The sequence below is a fragment of the Pseudomonas imperatae genome, from assembly GCF_057128625.1.
The window spans coordinates 60,191-80,188 of record NZ_JBSKHP010000026.1; the positions used below are offsets into that span (position 1 = coordinate 60,191).

Here is a 19,998-nt window from a genome sequence, read left to right on the forward strand (position 1 = left end):
CTTAGCGGTATTCGCAGAGGTAAGCGGTTTCCACTTCCACTTTCAGCTGGAACTTGCTGTTGGCCGGCACGTTGAAGCGGCTGCCGCCTTCGAAGGTTTCCCATTCCAGGCTGTCAGGCAGCTTGACGATCAGCTTGCCGGTGACCACGTGCATGATCTCTTTCTGTGCGGTGCCGAATTCGTATTCGCCCGGGGCCATGACGCCGATGGTGGCAGGGCCTTCCTTCATTTCGAAAGCAATCGACTTCACGGTGCCGTCGAAGTATTCGTTGACTTTAAACATGGGCGAATCCTCAGGATAGGGTCAAAAGGGTCGCCAGTATGCCCAACGCCGTAAGGCGGTGCACGCGCTTTTAACCGTCTAGTTAGGCAGTGACAGCGGCAGTAGCCGCGCCGTGTTGCGCGCATCTTCCAGGGCTCGGTGCTGCTGGCCGCTGAAGCTCAGGCCAGCCAGTTGCAGGGCACCGTTGAGCCCCAGCGGGCGCTGCAGTTTGCGCGCCTTGGCAAAGCGCTGCTTGAGGTTGGTGTGCGGCAGCTCGGCCAGCAGGCTCTGCAACTGGTGCTGCTGCCAGCTGAGCAACAGCTGCTGGCGGTCATAGTCGCCCCAGCTGACCCAGCCCTGCAGGTTGGCCCGGTGGTGGCCCAGCCAGCGCTCGAACTGCGGCCACACTTCGGTCAGCGGCGCGGCAGCGTCGATATTGGCCTGGGTGATGCGCGTAAGCTCGCGGCAGAAGGGCGTGAGGCACGGCCGCCGTTGCGGGCGCACGAAGCGCTGGAAGTGGTCCACCTCGCGGCCGTCGCGGGTCACCAGGCTGGCACCGATCTCGATGATTTCCATTTCCGCGACCGGCCACCCCCCCTCATCCGTGGTGGCTTCCAGGTCAATCACCAGCCAATGCGGCATACCAGGCTCCAGTGCGCTGTGCTCATTCTGGCTAGAGCGTAGCCAAGTACAAAGAGTTCCGATATCCCCCCAAGCGCTTGCTAGGGAGGGGGCCACGGCATACATTGCTCGACGGACGGTAGTGGAGGCAGGGTCGTGGATGAACTGAAGGCACGTGAAGTCATGCAGCAGCTGGTGGCCAGCGGTCAACTGACCGACCCCGACAGCCCCCGCGGCGTGCTGCTGCAGACGGCCGCCCACCTGTTTCGCAGCCAGGGCTTCGACCGCACCACGGTGCGTGACCTGGCCAGCGCCGTGGGTATCCAGTCGGGCAGCATCTTCCATCACTTCAAGAGCAAGGACGAGATCCTGCGTGCGGTGATGGAGCAGACCATCCTCTACAACACCGCGCTGATGCAGGCCGAGCTTGCCGACGTGACCGGCGTGCGCGAGCGCCTGCTGGCGCTGATCCGCTGCGAGCTGCAGTCAATCATGGGCGGCACCGGCGAGGCCATGGCGGTGGCCGTATATGAGTGGCGTTCGTTGTCGGCGCAAGGCCAGGCCCAGGTGCTGGCGGTGCGCGAGCGCTACGAGCAATTGTGGCTGCAGGTGTTGGGCGAGTCCCGGGACGCGGGCCTGCTGGGCGGCGACCTGGCCATTACCCGGCGGTTCCTGACCGGCGCGCTGTCGTGGACCAGCACCTGGTTCAAGCCCCAGGGCAGCCTGAGCCTGGAGCAATTGGCGGACCAGGCACTGAAGTTGCTGTTGAAAGAAGATTGACGCCATGTTTGCAGTTGTCGAACGGCCTGCAAACGCCTAATTTATGGGGATCCAATGCCCTTTGCCCCGAGGTACGACACGTTGACTGGGATTCGCCGGCGCTGCATGGCGCGGTTACTCATGGGGGCGGGCATGAGCCTGGTGGCGCTGTCGAGCCTGGCGGCCCAGGAAGTACGGGTGGGCGCGGCGCATTTCCCGCCCTACACGGTGCGCCCCGAAAGCGGCGCCGACACCGGCCTGCTGCCGCAGTTGGTGGAGGACCTCAATGCCTCACAGAGCCAGTTCCACTTTGTGCTGGTGCCCACCTCGATCCCGCGTCGCTACCGCGACTTCCAGGACGGGCGCATCGACATGGCGATCTTCGAAAACCCCGAGTGGGGCTGGCAGCAGATCGAGCACACCAGCGTCGACATGGGCCTGGAAGACGCCGAGATTTTCGTGGCCAAGCGCGGTGAGCACCGCGACCAGACCTATTTCGCCGAGCTGTCCGGCAAGCGCCTGGCGCTGTTCAGCGGCTACCACTACGCCTTCGCCGACTTCAACGCCGACCCCGCGTTCCTGGCCAAGACCTACAACGCCACGCTGACCTATTCCCATGACAGCAACCTGATGATGATCCTGCGCGACCGCGCCGACATCGCCCTGGTGACCCGCTCCTACCTCTATGACTACCTGGCGCGCAACCCCGGGGTGGCCAAGGAATTGCTGATCTCCGACCGCATCGACCAGCTGTATCACCACTACGCGCTGCTGCGCCCCCAGGCGCCCATCAGCGGTGAGCAGTTCCACCAGTTGCTGCAGGTCCTGCGCACCAACGGCGAGATGTTCAAGGTGTTCGACCCCTACAAGATCGCGGTGCGGCCGTTGCCCGAGCAACCGGTGGTAGCCCATGCGGTGCCGTAGCCAGCGGCCGGGGTAAATTTCTGCACGGCGCTCACGTCATTCAGGAATCTTCCCTCGTTTCGTGAGCTGCCCCTATGCCGCAAATCCCGCCCTTGCCCCACTGGTGCGACCTGGTCGCCGACGAGACCGATGACCGCCTGGTGCTGAGCCTGGCGGGTGAGCGCCTGATCGAATTGCAGGTGCAACGCACGCCACAGTTGACTGTCAGCCCCGTGGGCGCCGCCGACTTCCGGGGGGTGTGGGCTGCCAGCTACTGGCTGCTGAGCGCCAACCCACAGGTGCGCCGCTTGCACTGGCGCCTGGCGGACGCGCCGGCCCAGGCGCTGGCCAGCGGCTTGCTGGTGGCCGCTGCGGGCGAATACCTGTGCGAGCGCGAGCTGTTCTGGCAGTTGCCGCAGCCGTGGCTGGTGCAACCCGGCGCACCTTATGCCCAGCAGTTGCAGATCACCGACGGTAAGCGCCACCCGCGCCGCGCGCCCAAGCCTGCGGGTGAGCTGTATCGGCGTTTCGACCCACGGGTGCAAGCCTGGGTGTCGTTGCGCGCGTTGGACGTGGAGCAGGATCTGGAGCGTTTCAACCGCTGGCAGAACAACCCGCGGGTGGCGAATTTCTGGCAGGAGCAGGGCGACCTTGCCCAGCACCGCGCCTATCTGCAAAAGCTGGCGGCCGACCCGCACACCCTGACCCTGATCGGTTGCTTCGACGACCAGCCGTTCGCCTATTTCGAGGCGTACTGGGCGCGAGAAGATCGTATCGCGCCGTTCCTCGATGCCACCGACTACGACCGTGGCATCCACATGCTGGTGGGCGAGGAAAACCATCGCGGCCCGCACAAGGTCGCCAGCTGGCTGTCGGCGCTGACCCATTACTTGTTCCTGGACGACCCGCGCACCCAGCGCGTGGTCGCCGAGCCGCGTGCCGACAACGGCAAGATGATCGGCTACCTGCAGGGCCAGGGCTTCTACCGCGAGAAGGAATTCGATTTCCCGCACAAGCGCGCGGCGCTGATGGTCACCACCCGCGAAGGCTTCTTCGCCCGCCACGACCTGACCCTTTGAACCACCCGTAGCAGCTGCCGAAGGCGGCGTCCAGGTTCACCGCGGTTTGCCGGGAACAGCGCGGCGCCTTGGACGCGGCCTGCGGCCGCTGCTACCCACACCGTGTTGCGTTCGGGGTAGGAGCCGGCCTTGGCCGCGCGGTGCCCCCCTGTAGCAGCTGCCGAAGGCGGCGTCCGCATACGACGCGGCCCCAGGGTGTGCCCGGACGCGGCCTGCATCAGGCCGCCTCGCGCTCGCCCGAGGCCTTGCGGCAGTGCACCAGCGCGTCGCGGATCATGAAGTTGACCAGGGTCGGCGACACGCCCAGCTCGCGGGCGATGTCCTTCTGCGGCACGCCGTGCAGGCGGTAGGCCTCAAAGGCGTAGCGGGTGCGCTGGGGCAGTTGGCCCAGCGCCCGTTCCACCACTTCCAGGGTGGCCTGGTGCTGGTGGGTGGCCTCGGGCGTGGCGCCGGCCACTACCACATTTAGGCCTTCGTCCTCGTGGGTGCAGTAGCGCTGCTCCAGCGCCTGCTTGCGGTAATGGTCGATGGCCAGGTTGCGCACGATCTGGAACAGGTAGCTCAGCTGCGCCTTGAACGACGAGGTGATGGACGGCGCTGACTGCAGGCGGAAGAAGGCGTCCTGCACCACGTCCTCGGCCCGTGAGCGACACCCGGTGATGCGCGCGGCGATCTTCACCAGCAGGGTGCGGTTGTCGACGAAGGCTTGCAGCAGGGGTGTGTCGCACGTGCTTGTGGGCTGTTGTTCCATCATGGAATTCACCTGGGTGCCAGTGGGTTATCGCAGGGGCTGGCGCCTGCGAGACGGGCATCAAGCTATCCGTAATGATAATCGTTGTCAAATGAGAGTAAAGTCTAAATGCCCTGTTTCGAGGCATAAGCCGCGCCCTCGAACACTTTCAGGGCATCGGCCAGGCTAGCCGCCGACAGCTCGCCCAGGTGGCTGCCCAGCAGTTCGCCGCGGGGGCTGTAGAACAGCGTGGTGGGCAGCGCCGCCGAGCCCAGCTGGCGGCCCCACTGGCTGCCCGGGTCGTAGAGGATGTGCTGGCGGTCGAAGCCGGCGGCGGCGATGAAGTTGCTGACCACCCCGGGCGTCTCGCCCTGGTTGATGAACACGAAGCGCAGGTCCGGCCGCTGCGCCTGGGCCTGCAGCAGCACGGGCACCTCGCGGCGGCAGGGCGGGCACCAGCTGGCCCACAGGTTGACCACCAGGGGGCGCGGGTCGCTGCCCGGCAGCGCCACTGGCCGGCCCAGGCTGTCATGCAGGGCAGCAGTGGGCATGGCCATGGCTTGCTGGTGCTGGCGCAGCAGCAGGCCGGCACCGGCCCAGGCCAGCAGGCCCACGGCCAGGGCGGCGGCCAGGGGCACGCGCACGGCAGGTTGGCGCCAGCCGCGCCACGCGGCGCCGGCGACCAGCGCCAGCAGGCCTGCCCACCACAGGAAGCCGCCGTCGCGCAGGTCGATCACCTGCCAGGGCTGGTCGCGATACTGGCCGGCGTACAAGGCGACGAAGGCCAGCCGCGCCACCAGCAGCGCCACCACGAACACCCCGAAAATGCTGGCTTCGGGGTTGGCCGCGCCGCGCCGGCGGGCCACCCACCAGCCGGCCAGCAAGGCCAGCGCCAGGGCGGCCAACAGCAGCAGGTGGTTGACGGCCAGGGCAAAGGGGCCGACGCCGAGACTCAACATGGGGACTTCCTGTGTGGGGGGGCAGATGCAACCAGTCTGGCCGCCGGCCGTTAAGGGGCGATTAACGGCGCGCCGCCGCCCGGCGAACCCGGCATAATCGCCGGTTAATGAACGCCGGCGATACTGCCGGTTTTGCGCATGGGTACCTTTGATGCACGTATTGCTTTGCGAAGACGACGAGCTGATTGCCTGTGGCATCGTCGCCGGCCTGCAGGCCCAGGGCCTGACCGTGGACCGCGTGGGCACTGCCAGCGCGGCGCGCGCCCTGTTGCAGGCGGCGCATTTCGACGTGATGGTGCTCGACCTGGGCCTGCCCGACGAGGACGGCCTGGCCATGCTGGCTGCCTTGCGCCAACAGGGCGAGTTGCTGCCAGTGCTGGTGCTGACCGCGCGCGACACCGTCACCGACCGCGTGGCGGGCCTGGAGGCCGGTGCCGATGACTACCTGCTCAAACCCTTCGACCTGCGCGAACTGTGCGCGCGCCTGCACACCCTGACGCGGCGGGTGGCCGGCCGCGCGGTAAATGCCATCGAACACGGCCCGCTGCGCTATGACCCCAGCAGCCGCCAGGCCTGGCTGGCCGGCCAGCCGGTGGACCTGTCGCGCCGCGAGCAGGCCCTGCTGCAGGCGTTGCTGCACAGCCGCGGCCGGGTGCTGTCCAGCGAGCAGCTCAAGGACAGCGTCTACGGCTTCGGCGATGAGGTGGAAAGCAACGCCCTCAACGTACACATTCACCACCTGCGGCGCAAACTGGGCAACGATATCGTCCAGACCGTGCGCGGGCTGGGCTACCGCCTGGGCCAGCCGGCATGAGCCTGCGCCTGCGCTTGAGCCTGATTCTGGGGCTGGCCTTCCTGCTGGTCTGGTGCCTGGCGGCGGCCTGGATGTTCCGCGACCTGCGCCACCAGATGATGTTCTCCCTGGACCAGCGCCTGGTCGCCTCGGCGCGCATGGTCGCCGGGCTGGTGGACCAGCTGCCGCCGCTGGCCAGCCAGGGCGAGGCACGGCGTTTCAGCGCCGACCAGTTGAGCATTCCCGACGGCATGGCCTGCCAGGTCAGCTCGCTGCGCGGCGAGATCCTGGCGCGCAGCCACGGCGCCAGTGACCAGCTGGACGACCAGAGCAGCGGTTTCCATGACCAGCTGATCGATGGCGGCCGCTGGCGCAGCTTCACCCTGATGCACGACGGCGTGCGCATCACCACCGCCGACCGCCACGAAGAACGCGAGTCGCTCAACTATTCGATCCTGCTGGCCGCCTCGGTGCCGGTGCTGGTGGCGCTGCTGGGCAGCCTGGCGGTGCTGTGGCTGTGCGTGGGGGTGGGCCTGGCGCCGCTCAACCGCATCCGCGACGCCTTGGCGCGGCGCAGCGCCGACTCGGTGGAGCCGCTGCAGGTGCAGGCCCTGCCCCGCGAGCTGCAGCCGTTGCTGGACAGCCAGAACCAGCTGTTCCAGCGCATCGGCCAGACCCTGGAGCGCGAGCGGCGCCTGACTGGCGACGCCGCCCATGAACTGCGCAGCCCGCTGACCGCCATCAAGACCCACCTGCAGGTGGCGCGCATGACCGATGGCGGTGCCCGTGAAACCGCCCTGGCCCACGCCGAGGCAGGCGCCGACCGCCTGCACCGTACCCTTGAGCAATTGTTGCTGCTGGCGCGGGTAGAAGGCAGCCTGTCGTTCGACGACGGCTGCGCCTGCACGGCAGGGCAGGTGGCACAGACAGCGGTGCAGGATGCCAGCGCCGGCGACCGCCAGCGCATCGTCCTGGAGCTGCCGCCGGCCGCGGCCGAGGCGCGCCTGCAGGTGCCGTCGGCGCTGGCGGTGGCCGCCGTGCGCAACCTGCTCGACAACGCCCTGCGCCACAGCCCGGCCACTGCCCAGGTGCAGCTGAGCGTGAGCGTGGTGGCGGGGCAGGCGAGCTTCCTGGTGCGCGACCATGGCCCGGGCATCGCCGCCGCCGACCTGCCCAACCTTACCCAGCGCTTCTGGCGCAGCCGCCACAGCGTCGGCTGCGGCCTGGGCCTGGCGATCGTGCATGCCATCGTCCTGCGCTGCGGCGGCGGCCTGGGCTTCGACAGCCGTGACGACGGCCTGCGGGTGCGGCTGGCGCTGCCGCTACATGCGTTGTAACGGCGCCGCGGTCGCCAGGGGCGGGCAGTGCGGGTAGGGTAGCGGCTTGCCTCAGGAGAGGAACACGAGCATGGACCCGCTCACCGAATCAGCCATTGCCATCCAGCCGCCTGGCCCCGGCGATGCCGGCATCATCAGCCGTATCCTGGAGCGCTCGATCCGCACCGGCGGCGCCCTGGACCACCGCAATAACCCTTGCCTGGTGGAGGCCTGGTTGCGTCACAAAGGCTGCAAGGACGTTGATCGCTGGCTGCTGGACGACGCGCTGTATCTGCGCCTGGGCTGGCTGCACGGCAAGCCGGCCGGGGTGGCGCTGGCCTTGACCAGCGGCGAGATCTGCCTGTGCTACGTGCAGCCCGAGTGCTTCCGGCAGGGCGTGGGCCGGGCGCTGATGCTGGCCATGGAAGGGTTTCTGCGCCGCCAGGGCCACCGCCGCGCCATGCTTTACAGCACCGGCGCCGCCAGCGGCTTTCACCAGCGCCTGGGTTACCGACAGACGGGCCGGCCGCTGCGTTTGAGCGGGCTGTTGCTGGTGCCCATGGACAAGGTGTTGGAGGATTTCAACATGGGCCGTGGCAATGGGCTGGTAAAACGTGGCTGAGAATTATTATAATTTGCGACATCGCAATATGCCACTATCCGATTCTTCACCGTAACCAGGGAAGTCACTGCTGATGACGCGGCCCGGTGCTGTACTGGAAACCTACTACCGGGAGCTGGTCGGCTTTCTCAGCGCGCGCCTGGGCAACCGCCAGGTCGCCGAGGACGTGGCCCACGACGCCTATGTACGGGTGCTGGAGCGCAGTGGCGACACCGAGATCGCCCACCCGCGCGCGTTCCTGTACCGCACCGCGCTGAACCTGGTGATCGACGGCCACCGCCGCAGCGTGCTGCGCCAGGCCGAGCCGCTGGAAGTGCTGGACAGCGATGAGCGCTACCAGGACCCGGCGTTGCAGCAGGCGGTGGACCAGGGCCAGCGCCTGGAACTGATGCGCCGCGCGCTGGATGAACTGCCGGCGGCCTGCCGCGACTGTTTCCTGCTGCGCAAGCTCGAAGGCCTGTCGCACCCCGAGATCGCCACGCGCCTGAACCTGTCCCGGGCCTTGGTGGAAAAGCACATCGTCAACGCCATGAAGCACTGTCGGGTGCGCATGCGCGAGTGGGAAAGCCTGTAGCCAGCGCCTCGGCTCGCCGATCATCGGTTTGGCCCCGAATTTGCTGCATCGCCCTTGATTTCGCCGCCCATCGGGAAGAATATCGAGCCAGACTTCCGAGGGATGCCGCTTGATGTGTGGCGGCTCACGGGTCAAGGATGCCCTTGGCGCTACGGCGCAGGTCACCGACCATGATCAACAAAGCGTTGCGAATCCTGATTGCCGACGAGCATCCCAGCCAACTGATGCACGTCGAGCGCATGCTCAACACCATGGGCTATTACCGCATTGCCCCGGTGCGTTCCTTCGAGGCCCTGCTGGCGCTGGTACAGAGCGCCGTGGAACCCTTCGACCTGCTGATTGCCAATACCGAGATGGCCGAGCGTGCCGGCGTTGACCTGCCGCGCCTGTGCAAGGGCAGCAAGCAGGTGCACCACGCATTGCTGTATGAGAGCGAAAGCGTGCCCGTGCCGACCATCGCCGCCCAGCAGCGCGAGTCGGTCAACGTGTGCCTGTCACGCCTGCCGGACAGCGATGCGCTGAAGACCCTGATGGACATCGTCGACATGGGCACCGAACTGGTCGAGCAGCCTGTCGCGGTCGTCAGCCAGCGTCGCCGCAAGCGCCCGGCCCACAAGGAGCCAGCGCTGGCGCGGCACTCCTAGCGGTGCGCCGGGCTGCCCAGGATCATGCAGGTGGTGCTGGCGGTGGCGTAGAGCCTGCCCTCGGCATCATAGATGCGCCCTTCGGCCAGCGCCGTGGACCGCCCCACGTGAATGGCCTTGCCTTCCGCCCGCACCGGCCCGGTGCTGGCGCTCAATGCCCGTACGTAGCTGATGCGCAGGTCCAGCGTGGTGTAGCCCTGGCCCTGCTGCAGCCGCGTGTGGATGGCGCAGCCCATGCATGAGTCCAGCAAAGTGGCGGCATAGCCGCCGTGCACGCTGCCCAGCGGGTTGTAGTGACGTTCATCGGGCGTGCCCTGGAAGATGAACAACCCCGGCCCCCATTCAATCGGCACGAAGTCCATCAGCGTGCCGATGGGCGGCGAGGGCAGCTCGCCGTTGCCAATGCCATCGAAAAATTCCTTGGGCGAAAGCGCACTCACCTGGGCAAAGGTCAGTGTGCCCGGCCCTGCGAGGCGGCCGCGCATGGCCTGTTCCTGGGCTTGCCACAGGGCAATGAGGTCTTGAGTGTCGACGGGCTGCATGGCAGGCTTCCTGAGCAGTGAGCGATAACCCGATAATATTATATGTATAATACAAATCAACCCCGTAGCAGCTGCCGAAGGCTGCGTCCCTGCCATCGTGACATACCAGGCAAATCGCGGACGCGGCCTGCGGCCGCTGCTACGGCGCGTCCCAGTTTGCTATCCTCTGCGCCTTTGGCAGGCGCCAGCATAGGCGTCGCCGTCCCCAATACGTGGATACTACATGACTGCCAACCCCACCCCCGGCCCGCTGCTGCTGTCGCGCGCCGACCACAAGACCCTGGGCCTGGCGGCCCTGGGCGGCGCCCTGGAAATCTACGATTTCATCATTTTCGTGTTCTTCGCGCTCACCCTCAGCCAGCTGTTCTTCCCGCCGCAGATGCCCGAATGGCTGCGCCTGCTGCAAAGCTTCGGCATCTTTGTCACCGGTTACCTGGCCCGGCCGCTGGGCGGCATCCTCATGGCCCACTTCGCCGACCACCTGGGGCGCAAGAAGGTCTTCAGCCTGAGCATTCTGATGATGGCGCTACCGTGCCTGCTGATCGGGGTCATGCCCACCTACGCCCACATTGGCTACGCCGCGCCGCTGATCCTGCTGGCCCTGCGCATCCTGCAGGGCGCGGCGGTGGGGGGCGAGGTGCCCAGCGCCTGGGTGTTCGTCGCCGAACATGCGCCGCTGCATCGCCGCGGTTACGCCCTGGGCTTTCTGCAGGCGGGGCTGACCTTCGGCTACCTGATTGGCGCGCTGACCGCCACGGCCCTGGCGCAGCTGTTCACGCCCCAGGAGATCCTTGATTACGCCTGGCGCCTGCCGTTCCTGCTGGGCGGCGTGTTCGGTGTCATCGGCGTGTGGCTGCGCCGCTGGCTGAGCGAGACCCCGGTGTTCCTGGCCCTGCGCGAGCGTCGCGAAGGCCTGGCGGAACTGCCGCTCAAGACCGTGTTGCGCGACTACCGCCACGCGCTGCTGCCGGCGGTGATCCTTACCTGCGTGCTGACGTCCGCGGTCGTCGTGCTGGTGGTCATCACCCCTACGGTGATGCAGCAGCGCTTCGGCCTCACGGCCAGCCACACCTTCGCCCTGAGCAGCCTGGGCATCGTGTTCCTCAACATCGGCTGCGTGCTGGCCGGCCTGCTGGTGGACCGCATCGGCGCCTGGCGGGCGCTGCTGGTGTACAGCCTGCTGATGCCCCTGGGCATCGCCGCCCTGTACGCCAACCTGATTGGCGGCTGGGGCCTGCCGGGGCTGGGCTATGCCCTGGCCGGGCTGGCCTGCGGAGTGGTGGGCGTGGTGCCGTCGGTGATGGTCGGCCTGTTCCCGGCGAATATCCGCGTGTCAGGCATCTCCTTTACCTACAACATCGCCTACGCCCTGTGGGCCAGCGTCACGCCCCTGGCGTTGATCGCCGCCATGCCCTGGAGCTCGTGGGTGTGCGTGGGCTTCAGCGCGGTGATGGGCCTGGTGGGGCTGCTGACCGCGCTGGTGTTTGCCGGGCGGGGGGTGTTGCAGGAGGGGGACCGGGCTCGAGTCTGCAGTTAAGCTCGCAGGTGTTGATCAGGCGACGGCCAGGCGGGTGATCACCGGCAGCTTTTTGCGCTGCGCCTGCCACAGGTCGTACGCGGCCTGCTCGGCCAGATACATGCGCGCGCTGCCCAGCCCCGCCATTTCCAGACGCAACGCCAGGTCAGCCGACAGTGCCGCGCGGCCGTTGAGCACCGTGGACAACTGCCCACGGGAATAGCCCAGGTGATGCGCCAGGGCGGTGACCGTCATGCCGATCGCCGGCAATACATCCTCGCGCAGCGCTTCACCAGGGTGGGGTGGGTTGAACATGGGCATTATTGCCGTCCCTCCAGTCAGTGGTAGTCGAGGTAGTCGACCAGTTCGATATCGGTGCCGTCGAAGCGATAGATCACGCGCCAGTTGCCCGATACCGTTACCGCCCAGAATCCCAGACGGTCGCCCTTCAAGGCGTGCAGGCGGTTACCCGGCCGGTTCATGTCCTCGGGTGCTGCGGCTCTATCCAAGGCCGAGAGCAGCCGACGCAGTCGGGCAACGTGGTCGGGCCTTACGCCTTTGGTCGTCCCTGTCATGTACAAGGCCTTCAAGCCTTTGTGTCGAATGCTCTTGATCATGACGCGACTGTAAGGTCATAGCTTACACCCACTCAATGGAAACTGTAAGGCAAGACATTACAGTACGCTCATTACTTAATCCCTAAATATGGGATGCAAAATTATATATTGAGATTTTCCCACGACACGGTCTATATTCTCCTCATCAGCTCTACGCCCTCACTGTCAAAAAACAACTCAGGTGAAGCGATGCAGGCGCATTTGATCGCGCTCGATTGGGGGACTACCTCCCTTCGGGCTTATAAACTCGGCCGTGATGGCCAGGTGCTGGAGCAGCGTTCGCTGGCCTCGGGCATCATGCAATTGCCTACCACCGCCCGGACTATCGCCGGGCAGCACTGTGACAATGGTTTTGAGCTGGCCTTCGATGACGCCTGCGGCGACTGGCTGCAGGCGCAACCGCAGCTGCCGGTGATTGCCTGTGGCATGGTCGGCAGCGCCCAGGGCTGGCGCGAGGCGGCCTACTGCCCGACGCCGGCGCGGGTCGCCGACCTGGGCGCCAGCCTGCAGACGGTGCAAACCCTGCGCGGCACGGTGCTGCACATCGTGCCGGGGGTTATCCAGCATTCGCGGCTGCCCAACGTGATGCGCGGCGAGGAAACCCAGGTGCTGGGCCTGTTGCAGGACCTGCCCAGCCACGCCCGCCAGGACGCCCTGCTGATCGGCCTGCCCGGCAGCCACAGCAAGTGGGTGAGCGTGGTGGACGGCTGCATCCAGCGGTTCGACACCTTCATGACCGGCGAGCTGTACGCCGCTGTCTGTGCCCACACCATCCTCGGCCGCACCCAGCAGCCCACCGGCCAGTTCGACGAAGCCGCCTTCGTGCGTGGCGTGCAGGTGGCGTTGTCGACCGATGCCGACATCGGCCTGCTGTCGACCCTGTTCAGCGCTCGCACCCTGGGGCTCACCGGCCAGCTGAGCGGTGCCCAGCAACCTGACTACCTGTCCGGCCTGATGATCGGCCACGAGCTACGCGCCCTGGCCGAGGTGTCGCGCGCCCGGCAGGCCGAGGCTGCGCTGCCGGAGGTGGTGCTGATCGGCAGCGCACCGCTGTGCCAGCGCTATCGCATTGCCCTGCGTCTGTGCGGCTTTGCCCAGGCCAGCCTGGCCGAACAGGCCACCGAACGCGGATTATGGAGCCTGGCCGTGGCGGCCGGGCTGCTCGCCCCACAGCCAGAAGAGGTTTGACATGCTCAAGCAAGCGCTCGCCGCCAACGGCCTGATCGCCATCCTGCGCGGCCTTCGCCCCGACGAAGCCCAGGCCATCGGCCAGGTGCTATACGCCGAAGGTTTTCGCATCATCGAGGTGCCGCTCAATTCCCCCAGCCCCTACGACAGCATCCGCATCCTGCGTGACAGCCTGCCGGCCGATTGCCTGATCGGCGCCGGCACGGTGCTGACCGCCGAGCAGGTGCAGCAGGTCAAGGCCGCCGGCGGCCAGCTGATCGTGATGCCCCACTGCGACGCCAAGGTGCTGCGCGCGGCCAAGGCGGCCGGGCTGTACCTGTCGCCCGGCGTGGTCACGCCCACCGAGGCGTTCGCGGCGCTGGAGGAGGGCGCGGACGCGCTGAAACTGTTCCCTGCCGAAGCGCTCAACCCAGGCGTGGTCAAGGCGCTGCTGGCGGTGCTGCCCAAGGGCACCGCGTTGATTCCGGTGGGCGGCATCAGCCCGGACAACATGGCGCCGTTCGTCGAGGCCGGGGTCCAGGGTTTCGGCCTGGGTTCGGGGCTGTTCAAGCCGGGCATGAGCGCCGCCGACGTCGGCGCCCGGGCCAAGGCCTACGTGGCCGCCTGGAAGCGCCTGCACTGATTCGTTGCGACTACAAAACATCGACAAGAGAGACAAGCGATGAAAATCACCAAATTGACCACCTTTATCGTGCCGCCGCGCTGGTGCTTCCTGAAAGTCGAAACCGACGAGGGCGTGACCGGTTGGGGCGAGCCCGTGGTGGAAGGCCGGGCCCACACCGTGGCCGCTGCCGTCGAGGAATTGTCCGACTACCTGATCGGCAAGGACCCGCGCAACATCGAGGACATCTGGACCGTGCTCTATCGCGGCGGCTTCTACCGCGGCGGCGCTATCCACATGAGCGCGCTGGCCGGTATCGACCAGGCGCTGTGGGACATCAAGGGCAAGGCGCTGGGCGTGTCGGTCAGCGACCTGCTGGGCGGCCAGGTGCGCGACCGCATTCGCGTGTATTCGTGGATCGGCGGCGACCGCCCGGCCGACACCGCCAAGGCTGCGCGCGAGGCCGTGGACCGTGGCTTCACCGCGGTGAAAATGAACGGCACCGAAGAGCTGCAGTTCATCGACACCTTCGACAAGGTCGACCTGTGCCTGGCCAACGTCGCCGCCGTGCGTGACGCCGTGGGCCCCAACGTCGGCATCGGCGTGGACTTCCACGGCCGTGTGCACAAGCCCATGGCCAAGGTGCTGATGAAGGAGTTGGACCCGTACAAGCTGATGTTCATCGAGGAGCCGGTGCTCAGCGAGAACTACGAGGCCTTGAAGGAGCTGGCGCCGCTGACCAGTACGCCCATCGCCCTGGGCGAGCGGCTGTTCTCGCGCTGGGACTTCAAGCGCGTGCTCAGCGAGGGCTACGTCGACATCATCCAGCCCGATGCGTCCCACGCCGGCGGCATCACCGAGACGCGCAAGATTGCCAACATGGCCGAGGCCTACGACGTGGCCCTGGCGCTGCACTGCCCGCTGGGCCCGATTGCCCTGGCAGCGTGCCTGCAGTTGGACGCCGCCTGCTACAACGCGTTCATCCAGGAGCAGAGCCTGGGCATCCACTACAACGAGAGCAACGACCTGCTGGACTACGTCAAGCGCCCCGAGGTGTTCGACTACGACAACGGCTTCGTGAAGATCCCCAACGGCCCGGGCCTGGGCATCGAGATCAACGAAGAGTACGTCAAGGAGCGCGCCGCCGTGGGCCACCGCTGGCGCAACCCGATCTGGCGCCACGCCGACGGCAGCTTCGCCGAGTGGTAACCCGCCACCTGTAGCTGCGATTTACTGTGGGAGCTGGCTTGCCAGCGAGTTTTTGGGCCTCAACAGCTCGCTGGCAAGCCAGCTCCCACAGGCCAAACAATAAGAATGAGGCATGTTGCCCATGCACACCCAGACTCTCCCCGCGCAGGCGGCCCTGGCTACGCCCAGCCGCAAGCGCTTCTTCATCATGGTGCTGCTGTTTATCACGGTGGTGATCAACTACCTCGACCGCAGCAACCTGTCCATCGCCGCCCCGGCGCTGACCAGCGACCTGGGCATCGACCCGGTGCACGTGGGCCTGGTGTTCTCCGCCTTCGGCTGGACCTACGCGGCCATGCAGATCCCGGGCGGCTGGCTGGTGGACCGGGTGCCGCCGCGCATCCTCTACAGCGTTGCCCTGGCGCTGTGGTCGGTGGCCACGGTAATGCTCGGTTTCGCCGGCAGCTTCATCGCCCTGTTCGTGCTGCGCATGGCCGTGGGTGCGCTGGAAGCACCGGCCTACCCCATCAACAGCCGTGTGGTCACCACCTGGTTCCCGGAACGCGAGCGCGCCACCGCCATCGGTTTCTACACCTCGGGGCAATTCGTCGGCCTGGCGTTCCTGACGCCGGTGCTGGCCTGGCTGCAGCACGCCTTCGGCTGGCACATGGTGTTCGTCGCCACCGGCGTGCTGGGCATTGCCTGGGCGCTGGTGTGGTACGCGGTGTACCGCGAGCCGCGTGACTTCAAGGGCGCCAACGACGCCGAAATCGGGCTGATCAGCGAAGGCGGCGGCCTGGTGGACATGCAGGCCTCGGCACGGGCCGCCAAGCCCGGTTTCAGCTGGGCTGACCTGGGCATCGTGCTCAGCAAGCGCAAGTTGTGGGGCATCTACCTGGGCCAGTACTGCCTCAACTCGACCCTGTGGTTCTTCCTGACCTGGTTCCCCACCTACCTGGTTAAATACCGCGGCATGGACTTCATCAAGTCCGGCATGCTCGCGTCGTTGCCATTCCTGGCGGCGTTCGTCGGCGTGCTGTGCTCGGGGTTCTTCTCCGACTGGCTGATTCGCCGCGGCGCCAGCATCGGCCTGGCGCGCAAGCTGCCGATCATCGGCGGGCTGCTGATCAGCACCTGCATCATCGGCGCCAACTACGCCGAATCCACGGCGGTGGTGATCGCCTGCCTGGCGGTGGCGTTCTTCGGCAACGGCCTGGCGTCGATCACCTGGTCGCTGGTCTCCACACTGGCCCCGGCACGCCTGCTGGGCCTGACCGGTGGGGTGTTCAACTTCATCGGCAACCTGTCGGCGATCACCACGCCCATCGCCATCGGCTTCCTGGCCAGCGGCGATTCGTTCGCGCCGGCCATCACCTACATCGCGGTGATGGCGTTGCTGGGCGCGCTGTCGTACATCGTGCTGGTCGGCAAGGTCGAACGCATCCAGCTGTGACTGGCACAGGCGGGGGCGGGCGCACATAATGCGCCTGCTCACGTACTCACTACAGGATTTGCCCATGCAGGACGACGTCACCCCGCAGGCCAAGGAGGCCGCCCCCGCCGGCACGCAAACCCTGATGCGCGGCCTGGCCGTGATTCAGGCAGTGGCCGACGGCGCCCGCGACCTCAAGGAAATCGCCCGGCACGTCGGCACCACCCGCAGCACCACCCACCGCCTGGCCAGCGCCCTGGTGGATGAACGCTACCTGCGCGTGCTGCCCCAGGTGGGTTACCTGCTGGGCCCCAAGCTGATCGAACTGGGCTTCCAGGCCCGCGAGGAAGTGCCCCTGGTGATGCTTGCCGGCCCGTACCTGGATGAGCTGTCGCGCCTGACCGGCGACACCATCCACCTGGCGGTGCGCGACGGCGACGACGTGCTCTACCTGCACAAGACCCCCGGCCGCAATGGCCCGGAAATGCGCTCGCGGGTCGGCCACCGCATGCCGCTGGCGCGCACCGGCATCGGCAAGGCGCTGCTGCTGGACGCCTCGCCCGCCGAGTGGCACCACCTGTACGAAATCAGCCTGCCCGCCGCTGGCCACAACGCCCTGTGGCCCAACCACCCGGAGCAGACCTGGGAACAGGTGCACGCGCGCATGCAGGCCTACGCCCGGGGCGGCTACGCCTTCGACCTGGAAGACAACGAGCCCTCCATCCGCTGCGTGGCAGCGCCGATTCGCGATGCGAGCAAACGCATCGTGGCGGCGATCAGCGTGGCCAGCACGGTGCCGTACATGTCGCTGGAGAAGATGGAAGGGTTGGTGGCGGTGGTGCAGAAGGCGGCGGCGGGGATATCGGCTGAGGTGGGGGGCGGTTAAGTCGTTGGAGACAGGACAGCGTCAGGCTTGCTGCTTTCGTCTCAAGCTTCTGCGATTGGCGTTTTCGGTGCGACGCCCACTGCGTTTCGAGCCGCTTTCCCAGTGCACAGCGCTCCATCGGCTCGCCGTTGCTATGTTCTCTTCCCTCAAGATGACTCTGATTCCATCTTGAGCGGGATAGGCGGTTGAAAGCGTCACGTATAGAGAGTCTTTATCCCGGTAGCCGCTGAGCACCGGGGTGAAACTGAAGGTGCTATGTGGCGATTCATTTTCGCTAGCCTCGCCAATCGCATCGACATGACCGACATAGACCTTGCGGTCCACCATGGTAATGATAAGCGCCTGGTGAGGTTCCGAGATGGAGTTGAACAGCAACTCGCCCAGCGGAGTATCCAGTAGCAACCGTGCACGGTAGTACGCCGACGCCGTTGCGAACCCGCTATATCGGCCTTTCAGGTAACCCGCGAACGTACCCCAGGTAATCCATGGCGCTGGAACCAGGAGAGATAGGCAGGTGAGTTGCAGGAGGAACCCGTAGAACGGAATGTCTGAAGGGCTGACGTTGAACGCTTTCAGCAAGCTCAGGATGGCCGTGGAGAATACACTCCATCCTTTGGGGTAGAAGTTCGACGCCAGTCCACATGACACCAACGCCAGCAGTATGCAGGTCAGGCCCAGTTTGGCGACCAGAAGATAGAGCAATTGACCGTCATAGCGATGAAGTCGAGTGAAGTAGTAGGGATGGTTCATACATACGAGATACCCGCTGACCAGGATCGGCAGTATCAATAGCAATCCCATTTCAGTTGCGGTTCTTGATAATTCGGTCGGCCATTGCCTGGGTTTGCTGATAGCTTGCCGACGCGTAAATTTCCTCCACATTGACCTTGAGCATGCTGCGACCTACCAGGCGTAGGCTATGGGAACCGCCTTTTGCTCTCATGTAGGCGTCTTTCTCATCGAGTATTCCGAAAAATTTCAGTAGCGTTGTTATCGGCATTGGTAGTCCCTCCTGGACATGGAGTTTCCCATCCTGGGTTCTGCTTGGCGAAGCGTTTGTGCCTTTGCATGGTGTCTATTTGTTTCGGTGGAGTTTGGCGCTATTTCGACGCTTAGCTGGCGAAAAATCCTACATTTATCCAGGTGCAGATGATGGTAATCTCGCGCCGGCCTGCGCTTTATGGCGGGCCGTACAGTGCGGGTCCGTTGGGTTCCGTTTTGACTGAAGGGTCCGACTTCGAACACCTTGCGGCTCGCCACCCATGCTTTTCGAAAAGTCTGGATCGAGGTCGACGCCTGCCTTACCCCATCGGCGGCAATCGCCGCTTCACCGGGCTCTTCTTGATGATCGCGGTGTTGGTTTCGGCGTAGGCGTTCAGGCCATCCAATACCGTGTCCAGTTCCTCGATGCTGCGCACATGCAACCGGGCGATGAAACAGTCGTCGCCGGTGACCTTGTCGCATTCGGTGAACTGGGCGATCTGCTGGATCTGCCGTTCCACCACCTGCAGTTGCCCCGGCAGCGGGCGGATGCGGACGATGGCTTGCAGCTGGTAGCCGAAGGCCTTGGGGTCGACTTCCACGGTGTAGCCCTTGAGCACGCCGCGTTCTTCCAGCTTGCGCAGGCGCTCGGCAACGCTGGGGGCGGACAGGCCGGTGAGTTGCGCCAGGGCCTTGAGCGAGCGGCGCGAGTCTTCCATCAGGGCGGCAATTAGGCGCTGGTCGATGTCATCAGTCATGTTTCGCTCCTTAGGCAAACGCTGCCGAATGCCTTGATAGTAAAGCCGTATCGCCCATTTCACCTTGCTTTTTTCATGGAATCCGCGCGCGGGCGCCGAGCATAATATTGCCCATTGCAAAGGAGAATGTAGATGGACAATTCACTGCGGCGCGGCACCCTGGAAATGGTCGCGGCCATGTTGATTTCCGGCACCATTGGCTGGCTGGTGATGCTCTCGGGGCAGCCGGTGCTGGACGTGGTGTTCTGGCGCTGCGTGTTCGGCGCGCTGACGCTGCTGGTGGTGTGCGCGGCCATGGGCTTTTTGCGGCCTGGTCTGCTGACCCGCACCACGTTGCTGCTGGCGGTGCTCAGCGGCGTGGCCATTGTCGGCAACTGGCTGCTGCTGTTCGGCTCGTACTCGCGGGCGTCCATCGCCATTGGCACGGCGGTGTATAACGTGCAGCCGTTCATGCTGGTCGGGCTGGGGGCGCTGTTCCTCGGCGAGAAGATCACCGCGCAGAAACTGTTCTGGCTGACGGTGTCCTTCGCCGGCATGTTGGCCATCGTCAGCGCCCATGGCGGGCAGGGCGGTGGCGATTACCTGGTGGGCATCGTCATGGCGCTGGGGGCGGCGGCGCTGTATGCCATCGCGGCGCTGATCATCAAGCGCCTGAAAGGCGTGCCGCCGCATTTGATCGCACTGGTGCAGGTCAGCACCGGCGCGGTGCTGCTGGCGCCGCTGGCGGATCTGTCGGCGTTTCCCCAGGCGCTGCACGGTTGGGGCGCGCTGCTGACGCTGGGCATGGTGCACACCGGCCTGATGTACGTGCTGCTGTATGGCGCTATTCAAAAGCTGCCGACGGCGTTGACCGGGGCCTTGAGTTTCATCTACCCGATCGTGGCCATTTTCGTCGATTGGTTTGCGTTCGGGCACCGCCTGGATGCCCTGCAATGGGTGGGTGTGGCGGCCATTCTGCTGGCCGCCGCGGGCATGCAGCAGGGCTGGGGCCTGCGCCGTGCCCGGCAGGCCAACGCGCACTGAGTGC

At 65.8% G+C, this 19,998-nt stretch carries 25 protein-coding genes; 15 read left to right on the forward strand and 10 right to left on the reverse strand.

Annotated features, from left to right (window positions below; all coding sequences use genetic code 11):
* Position 1 precedes the first annotated feature (1 nt).
* Together ppnP and ACWKWX_RS26145 are read right to left on the reverse strand one after the other, a co-directional pair.
* On the reverse strand, positions 2–283 hold the full coding sequence (gene ppnP, locus ACWKWX_RS26140) for a pyrimidine/purine nucleoside phosphorylase (protein ID WP_416423228.1): 282 nt from the start codon (positions 281–283) through the stop codon (positions 2–4).
* A gap of 78 nt (positions 284–361) precedes the next feature.
* Positions 362–904: a 3'-5' exonuclease gene (locus ACWKWX_RS26145; protein WP_483829285.1), complete on the reverse strand. Its 543-nt coding sequence runs from the start codon at positions 902–904 to the stop codon at positions 362–364.
* Positions 905–1,039: 135 nt separating this feature from the next.
* Here ACWKWX_RS26145 and ACWKWX_RS26150 point away from each other — a divergent pair, with 135 nt between their 5' ends.
* From ACWKWX_RS26150 to ACWKWX_RS26160, 3 genes are all read left to right on the forward strand, one after another.
* Positions 1,040–1,663 (forward strand): TetR/AcrR family transcriptional regulator, encoded by a 624-nt coding sequence (locus ACWKWX_RS26150; protein WP_483829286.1) that lies wholly within the window; start codon positions 1,040–1,042, stop codon positions 1,661–1,663.
* 105 nt (positions 1,664–1,768) lie between these two features.
* The gene (locus tag ACWKWX_RS26155) at positions 1,769–2,566 is read left to right on the forward strand and encodes a substrate-binding periplasmic protein (protein ID WP_483829287.1); all 798 of its coding nucleotides are present in this window, start codon (positions 1,769–1,771) and stop codon (positions 2,564–2,566) included.
* 74 nt (positions 2,567–2,640) lie between these two features.
* Positions 2,641–3,624, forward strand: a complete 984-nt coding sequence (locus ACWKWX_RS26160) for a GNAT family N-acetyltransferase (protein ID WP_483829288.1) — start codon at positions 2,641–2,643, stop codon at positions 3,622–3,624.
* 217 nt (positions 3,625–3,841) lie between these two features.
* On the opposite strand, the gene ACWKWX_RS26165 is transcribed toward ACWKWX_RS26160, so the two are convergent.
* Positions 3,842–4,378: an RNA polymerase factor sigma-70 gene (locus ACWKWX_RS26165; RefSeq protein WP_416423233.1), complete on the reverse strand. Its 537-nt coding sequence runs from the start codon at positions 4,376–4,378 to the stop codon at positions 3,842–3,844.
* Positions 4,379–4,479: 101 nt separating this feature from the next.
* A complete protein-coding gene (locus ACWKWX_RS26170) occupies positions 4,480–5,313 on the reverse strand; it encodes a TlpA family protein disulfide reductase (protein WP_483829289.1) in 834 nt (277 codons plus the stop codon).
* Between the two features lie 151 nt (positions 5,314–5,464).
* Between ACWKWX_RS26170 and ACWKWX_RS26175 the strand changes: the two genes are divergently transcribed.
* From ACWKWX_RS26175 to ACWKWX_RS26195, 5 genes are all read left to right on the forward strand, one after another.
* Complete coding sequence (locus ACWKWX_RS26175) at positions 5,465–6,127, forward strand: response regulator (protein ID WP_416423235.1); 663 nt, start codon at positions 5,465–5,467, stop codon at positions 6,125–6,127.
* Positions 6,124–7,443 carry an ATP-binding protein gene (locus ACWKWX_RS26180; protein WP_473005907.1) on the forward strand — a complete coding sequence of 440 codons (1,320 nt, stop codon included), beginning with the start codon at positions 6,124–6,126 and terminating at the stop codon, positions 7,441–7,443. The genes ACWKWX_RS26175 and ACWKWX_RS26180 overlap by 4 nt, the downstream gene beginning before the upstream one ends.
* Positions 7,444–7,513: 70 nt before the next feature.
* Entirely contained in the window at positions 7,514–8,044 is a 531-nt protein-coding gene (locus ACWKWX_RS26185) for a GNAT family N-acetyltransferase (protein ID WP_416423237.1), read from the forward strand.
* A gap of 73 nt (positions 8,045–8,117) precedes the next feature.
* Positions 8,118–8,618 (forward strand): sigma-70 family RNA polymerase sigma factor, encoded by a 501-nt coding sequence (locus ACWKWX_RS26190; RefSeq protein WP_476299242.1) that lies wholly within the window; start codon positions 8,118–8,120, stop codon positions 8,616–8,618.
* Positions 8,619–8,788: 170 nt separating this feature from the next.
* On the forward strand, positions 8,789–9,262 hold the full coding sequence (locus tag ACWKWX_RS26195; protein ID WP_416423238.1) for a histidine kinase: 474 nt from the start codon (positions 8,789–8,791) through the stop codon (positions 9,260–9,262).
* Here ACWKWX_RS26195 and ACWKWX_RS26200 read toward each other — a convergent pair.
* Positions 9,259–9,804, reverse strand: a complete 546-nt coding sequence (locus tag ACWKWX_RS26200) for a PaaI family thioesterase (protein WP_416423239.1) — start codon at positions 9,802–9,804, stop codon at positions 9,259–9,261. The genes ACWKWX_RS26195 and ACWKWX_RS26200 overlap by 4 nt on opposite strands.
* Before the next feature lie 223 nt (positions 9,805–10,027).
* On the opposite strand from ACWKWX_RS26200, the gene ACWKWX_RS26205 reads away from it, so the two are divergent.
* On the forward strand, positions 10,028–11,341 hold the full coding sequence (locus ACWKWX_RS26205; protein ID WP_483829290.1) for an MFS transporter: 1,314 nt from the start codon (positions 10,028–10,030) through the stop codon (positions 11,339–11,341).
* A 15-nt stretch (positions 11,342–11,356) separates the two neighbouring features.
* On the opposite strand, the gene ACWKWX_RS26210 is transcribed toward ACWKWX_RS26205, so the two are convergent.
* Entirely contained in the window at positions 11,357–11,641 is a 285-nt protein-coding gene (locus ACWKWX_RS26210; RefSeq protein WP_416423241.1) for a HigA family addiction module antitoxin, read from the reverse strand.
* Between the two features lie 17 nt (positions 11,642–11,658).
* Complete coding sequence (locus ACWKWX_RS26215; RefSeq protein ID WP_476299246.1) at positions 11,659–11,937, reverse strand: type II toxin-antitoxin system RelE/ParE family toxin; 279 nt, start codon at positions 11,935–11,937, stop codon at positions 11,659–11,661.
* A gap of 189 nt (positions 11,938–12,126) precedes the next feature.
* Between ACWKWX_RS26215 and ACWKWX_RS26220 the strand changes: the two genes are divergently transcribed.
* From ACWKWX_RS26220 to ACWKWX_RS26240, 5 genes are all read left to right on the forward strand, one after another.
* Positions 12,127–13,125 carry a 2-dehydro-3-deoxygalactonokinase gene (locus tag ACWKWX_RS26220; RefSeq protein ID WP_483829291.1) on the forward strand — a complete coding sequence of 333 codons (999 nt, stop codon included), beginning with the start codon at positions 12,127–12,129 and terminating at the stop codon, positions 13,123–13,125.
* Between the two features lies 1 nt (position 13,126).
* Positions 13,127–13,747, forward strand: coding sequence for a 2-dehydro-3-deoxy-6-phosphogalactonate aldolase (locus ACWKWX_RS26225; RefSeq protein WP_476299250.1), 621 nt, complete (start codon positions 13,127–13,129; stop codon positions 13,745–13,747).
* A 39-nt stretch (positions 13,748–13,786) separates the two neighbouring features.
* Positions 13,787–14,935 (forward strand): galactonate dehydratase, encoded by a 1,149-nt coding sequence (gene dgoD / locus ACWKWX_RS26230; protein ID WP_416423245.1) that lies wholly within the window; start codon positions 13,787–13,789, stop codon positions 14,933–14,935.
* Between the two features lie 121 nt (positions 14,936–15,056).
* Positions 15,057–16,367: an MFS transporter gene (locus ACWKWX_RS26235; RefSeq protein ID WP_483829292.1), complete on the forward strand. Its 1,311-nt coding sequence runs from the start codon at positions 15,057–15,059 to the stop codon at positions 16,365–16,367.
* A gap of 64 nt (positions 16,368–16,431) precedes the next feature.
* Positions 16,432–17,232: an IclR family transcriptional regulator gene (locus ACWKWX_RS26240; RefSeq protein WP_416423247.1), complete on the forward strand. Its 801-nt coding sequence runs from the start codon at positions 16,432–16,434 to the stop codon at positions 17,230–17,232.
* Positions 17,233–17,253: 21 nt separating this feature from the next.
* Here ACWKWX_RS26240 and ACWKWX_RS26245 read toward each other — a convergent pair whose 3' ends face one another.
* The 3 genes from ACWKWX_RS26245 to ACWKWX_RS26255 form a co-directional block, all read right to left on the reverse strand.
* Entirely contained in the window at positions 17,254–17,982 is a 729-nt protein-coding gene (locus ACWKWX_RS26245) for a hypothetical protein (protein ID WP_483829293.1), read from the reverse strand.
* A 52-nt stretch (positions 17,983–18,034) separates the two neighbouring features.
* Positions 18,035–18,232 carry a hypothetical protein gene (locus tag ACWKWX_RS26250; RefSeq protein WP_483829294.1) on the reverse strand — a complete coding sequence of 66 codons (198 nt, stop codon included), beginning with the start codon at positions 18,230–18,232 and terminating at the stop codon, positions 18,035–18,037.
* A gap of 301 nt (positions 18,233–18,533) precedes the next feature.
* Positions 18,534–18,971, reverse strand: a complete 438-nt coding sequence (locus tag ACWKWX_RS26255) for an Lrp/AsnC family transcriptional regulator (RefSeq protein WP_416423250.1) — start codon at positions 18,969–18,971, stop codon at positions 18,534–18,536.
* 132 nt (positions 18,972–19,103) lie between these two features.
* Between ACWKWX_RS26255 and ACWKWX_RS26260 the strand changes: the two genes are divergently transcribed.
* Positions 19,104–19,994 (forward strand): DMT family transporter, encoded by an 891-nt coding sequence (locus tag ACWKWX_RS26260; protein ID WP_483829295.1) that lies wholly within the window; start codon positions 19,104–19,106, stop codon positions 19,992–19,994.
* Positions 19,995–19,998 lie beyond the last annotated feature (4 nt).

Excerpts from the sequence above, each read along its gene's own strand:
- ppnP (WP_416423228.1), bottom strand. The coding sequence starts at position 283 with ATGTTTAAAGTCAACGAATACTTCGACGGCACCGTGAAGTCGATTGCT.
- ACWKWX_RS26145 (WP_483829285.1), bottom strand. The coding sequence starts at position 904 with ATGCCGCATTGGCTGGTGATTGACCTGGAAGCCACCACGGATGAGGGG.
- ACWKWX_RS26155 (WP_483829287.1), top strand. The coding sequence starts at position 1,769 with ATGGCGCGGTTACTCATGGGGGCGGGCATGAGCCTGGTGGCGCTGTCG.
- ACWKWX_RS26160 (WP_483829288.1), top strand. The coding sequence starts at position 2,641 with ATGCCGCAAATCCCGCCCTTGCCCCACTGGTGCGACCTGGTCGCCGAC.
- ACWKWX_RS26165 (WP_416423233.1), bottom strand. The coding sequence starts at position 4,378 with ATGATGGAACAACAGCCCACAAGCACGTGCGACACACCCCTGCTGCAA.
- ACWKWX_RS26170 (WP_483829289.1), bottom strand. The coding sequence starts at position 5,313 with ATGTTGAGTCTCGGCGTCGGCCCCTTTGCCCTGGCCGTCAACCACCTG.
- ACWKWX_RS26175 (WP_416423235.1), top strand. The coding sequence starts at position 5,465 with ATGCACGTATTGCTTTGCGAAGACGACGAGCTGATTGCCTGTGGCATC.
- ACWKWX_RS26180 (WP_473005907.1), top strand. The coding sequence starts at position 6,124 with ATGAGCCTGCGCCTGCGCTTGAGCCTGATTCTGGGGCTGGCCTTCCTG.
- ACWKWX_RS26185 (WP_416423237.1), top strand. The coding sequence starts at position 7,514 with ATGGACCCGCTCACCGAATCAGCCATTGCCATCCAGCCGCCTGGCCCC.
- ACWKWX_RS26190 (WP_476299242.1), top strand. The coding sequence starts at position 8,118 with ATGACGCGGCCCGGTGCTGTACTGGAAACCTACTACCGGGAGCTGGTC.
- ACWKWX_RS26195 (WP_416423238.1), top strand. The coding sequence starts at position 8,789 with ATGATCAACAAAGCGTTGCGAATCCTGATTGCCGACGAGCATCCCAGC.
- ACWKWX_RS26200 (WP_416423239.1), bottom strand. The coding sequence starts at position 9,804 with ATGCAGCCCGTCGACACTCAAGACCTCATTGCCCTGTGGCAAGCCCAG.
- ACWKWX_RS26205 (WP_483829290.1), top strand. The coding sequence starts at position 10,028 with ATGACTGCCAACCCCACCCCCGGCCCGCTGCTGCTGTCGCGCGCCGAC.
- ACWKWX_RS26210 (WP_416423241.1), bottom strand. The coding sequence starts at position 11,641 with ATGCCCATGTTCAACCCACCCCACCCTGGTGAAGCGCTGCGCGAGGAT.
- ACWKWX_RS26215 (WP_476299246.1), bottom strand. The coding sequence starts at position 11,937 with ATGATCAAGAGCATTCGACACAAAGGCTTGAAGGCCTTGTACATGACA.
- ACWKWX_RS26220 (WP_483829291.1), top strand. The coding sequence starts at position 12,127 with ATGCAGGCGCATTTGATCGCGCTCGATTGGGGGACTACCTCCCTTCGG.
- ACWKWX_RS26225 (WP_476299250.1), top strand. The coding sequence starts at position 13,127 with ATGCTCAAGCAAGCGCTCGCCGCCAACGGCCTGATCGCCATCCTGCGC.
- dgoD (WP_416423245.1), top strand. The coding sequence starts at position 13,787 with ATGAAAATCACCAAATTGACCACCTTTATCGTGCCGCCGCGCTGGTGC.
- ACWKWX_RS26235 (WP_483829292.1), top strand. The coding sequence starts at position 15,057 with ATGCACACCCAGACTCTCCCCGCGCAGGCGGCCCTGGCTACGCCCAGC.
- ACWKWX_RS26240 (WP_416423247.1), top strand. The coding sequence starts at position 16,432 with ATGCAGGACGACGTCACCCCGCAGGCCAAGGAGGCCGCCCCCGCCGGC.
- ACWKWX_RS26245 (WP_483829293.1), bottom strand. The coding sequence starts at position 17,982 with ATGAACCATCCCTACTACTTCACTCGACTTCATCGCTATGACGGTCAA.
- ACWKWX_RS26250 (WP_483829294.1), bottom strand. The coding sequence starts at position 18,232 with ATGCCGATAACAACGCTACTGAAATTTTTCGGAATACTCGATGAGAAA.
- ACWKWX_RS26255 (WP_416423250.1), bottom strand. The coding sequence starts at position 18,971 with ATGACTGATGACATCGACCAGCGCCTAATTGCCGCCCTGATGGAAGAC.
- ACWKWX_RS26260 (WP_483829295.1), top strand. The coding sequence starts at position 19,104 with ATGGACAATTCACTGCGGCGCGGCACCCTGGAAATGGTCGCGGCCATG.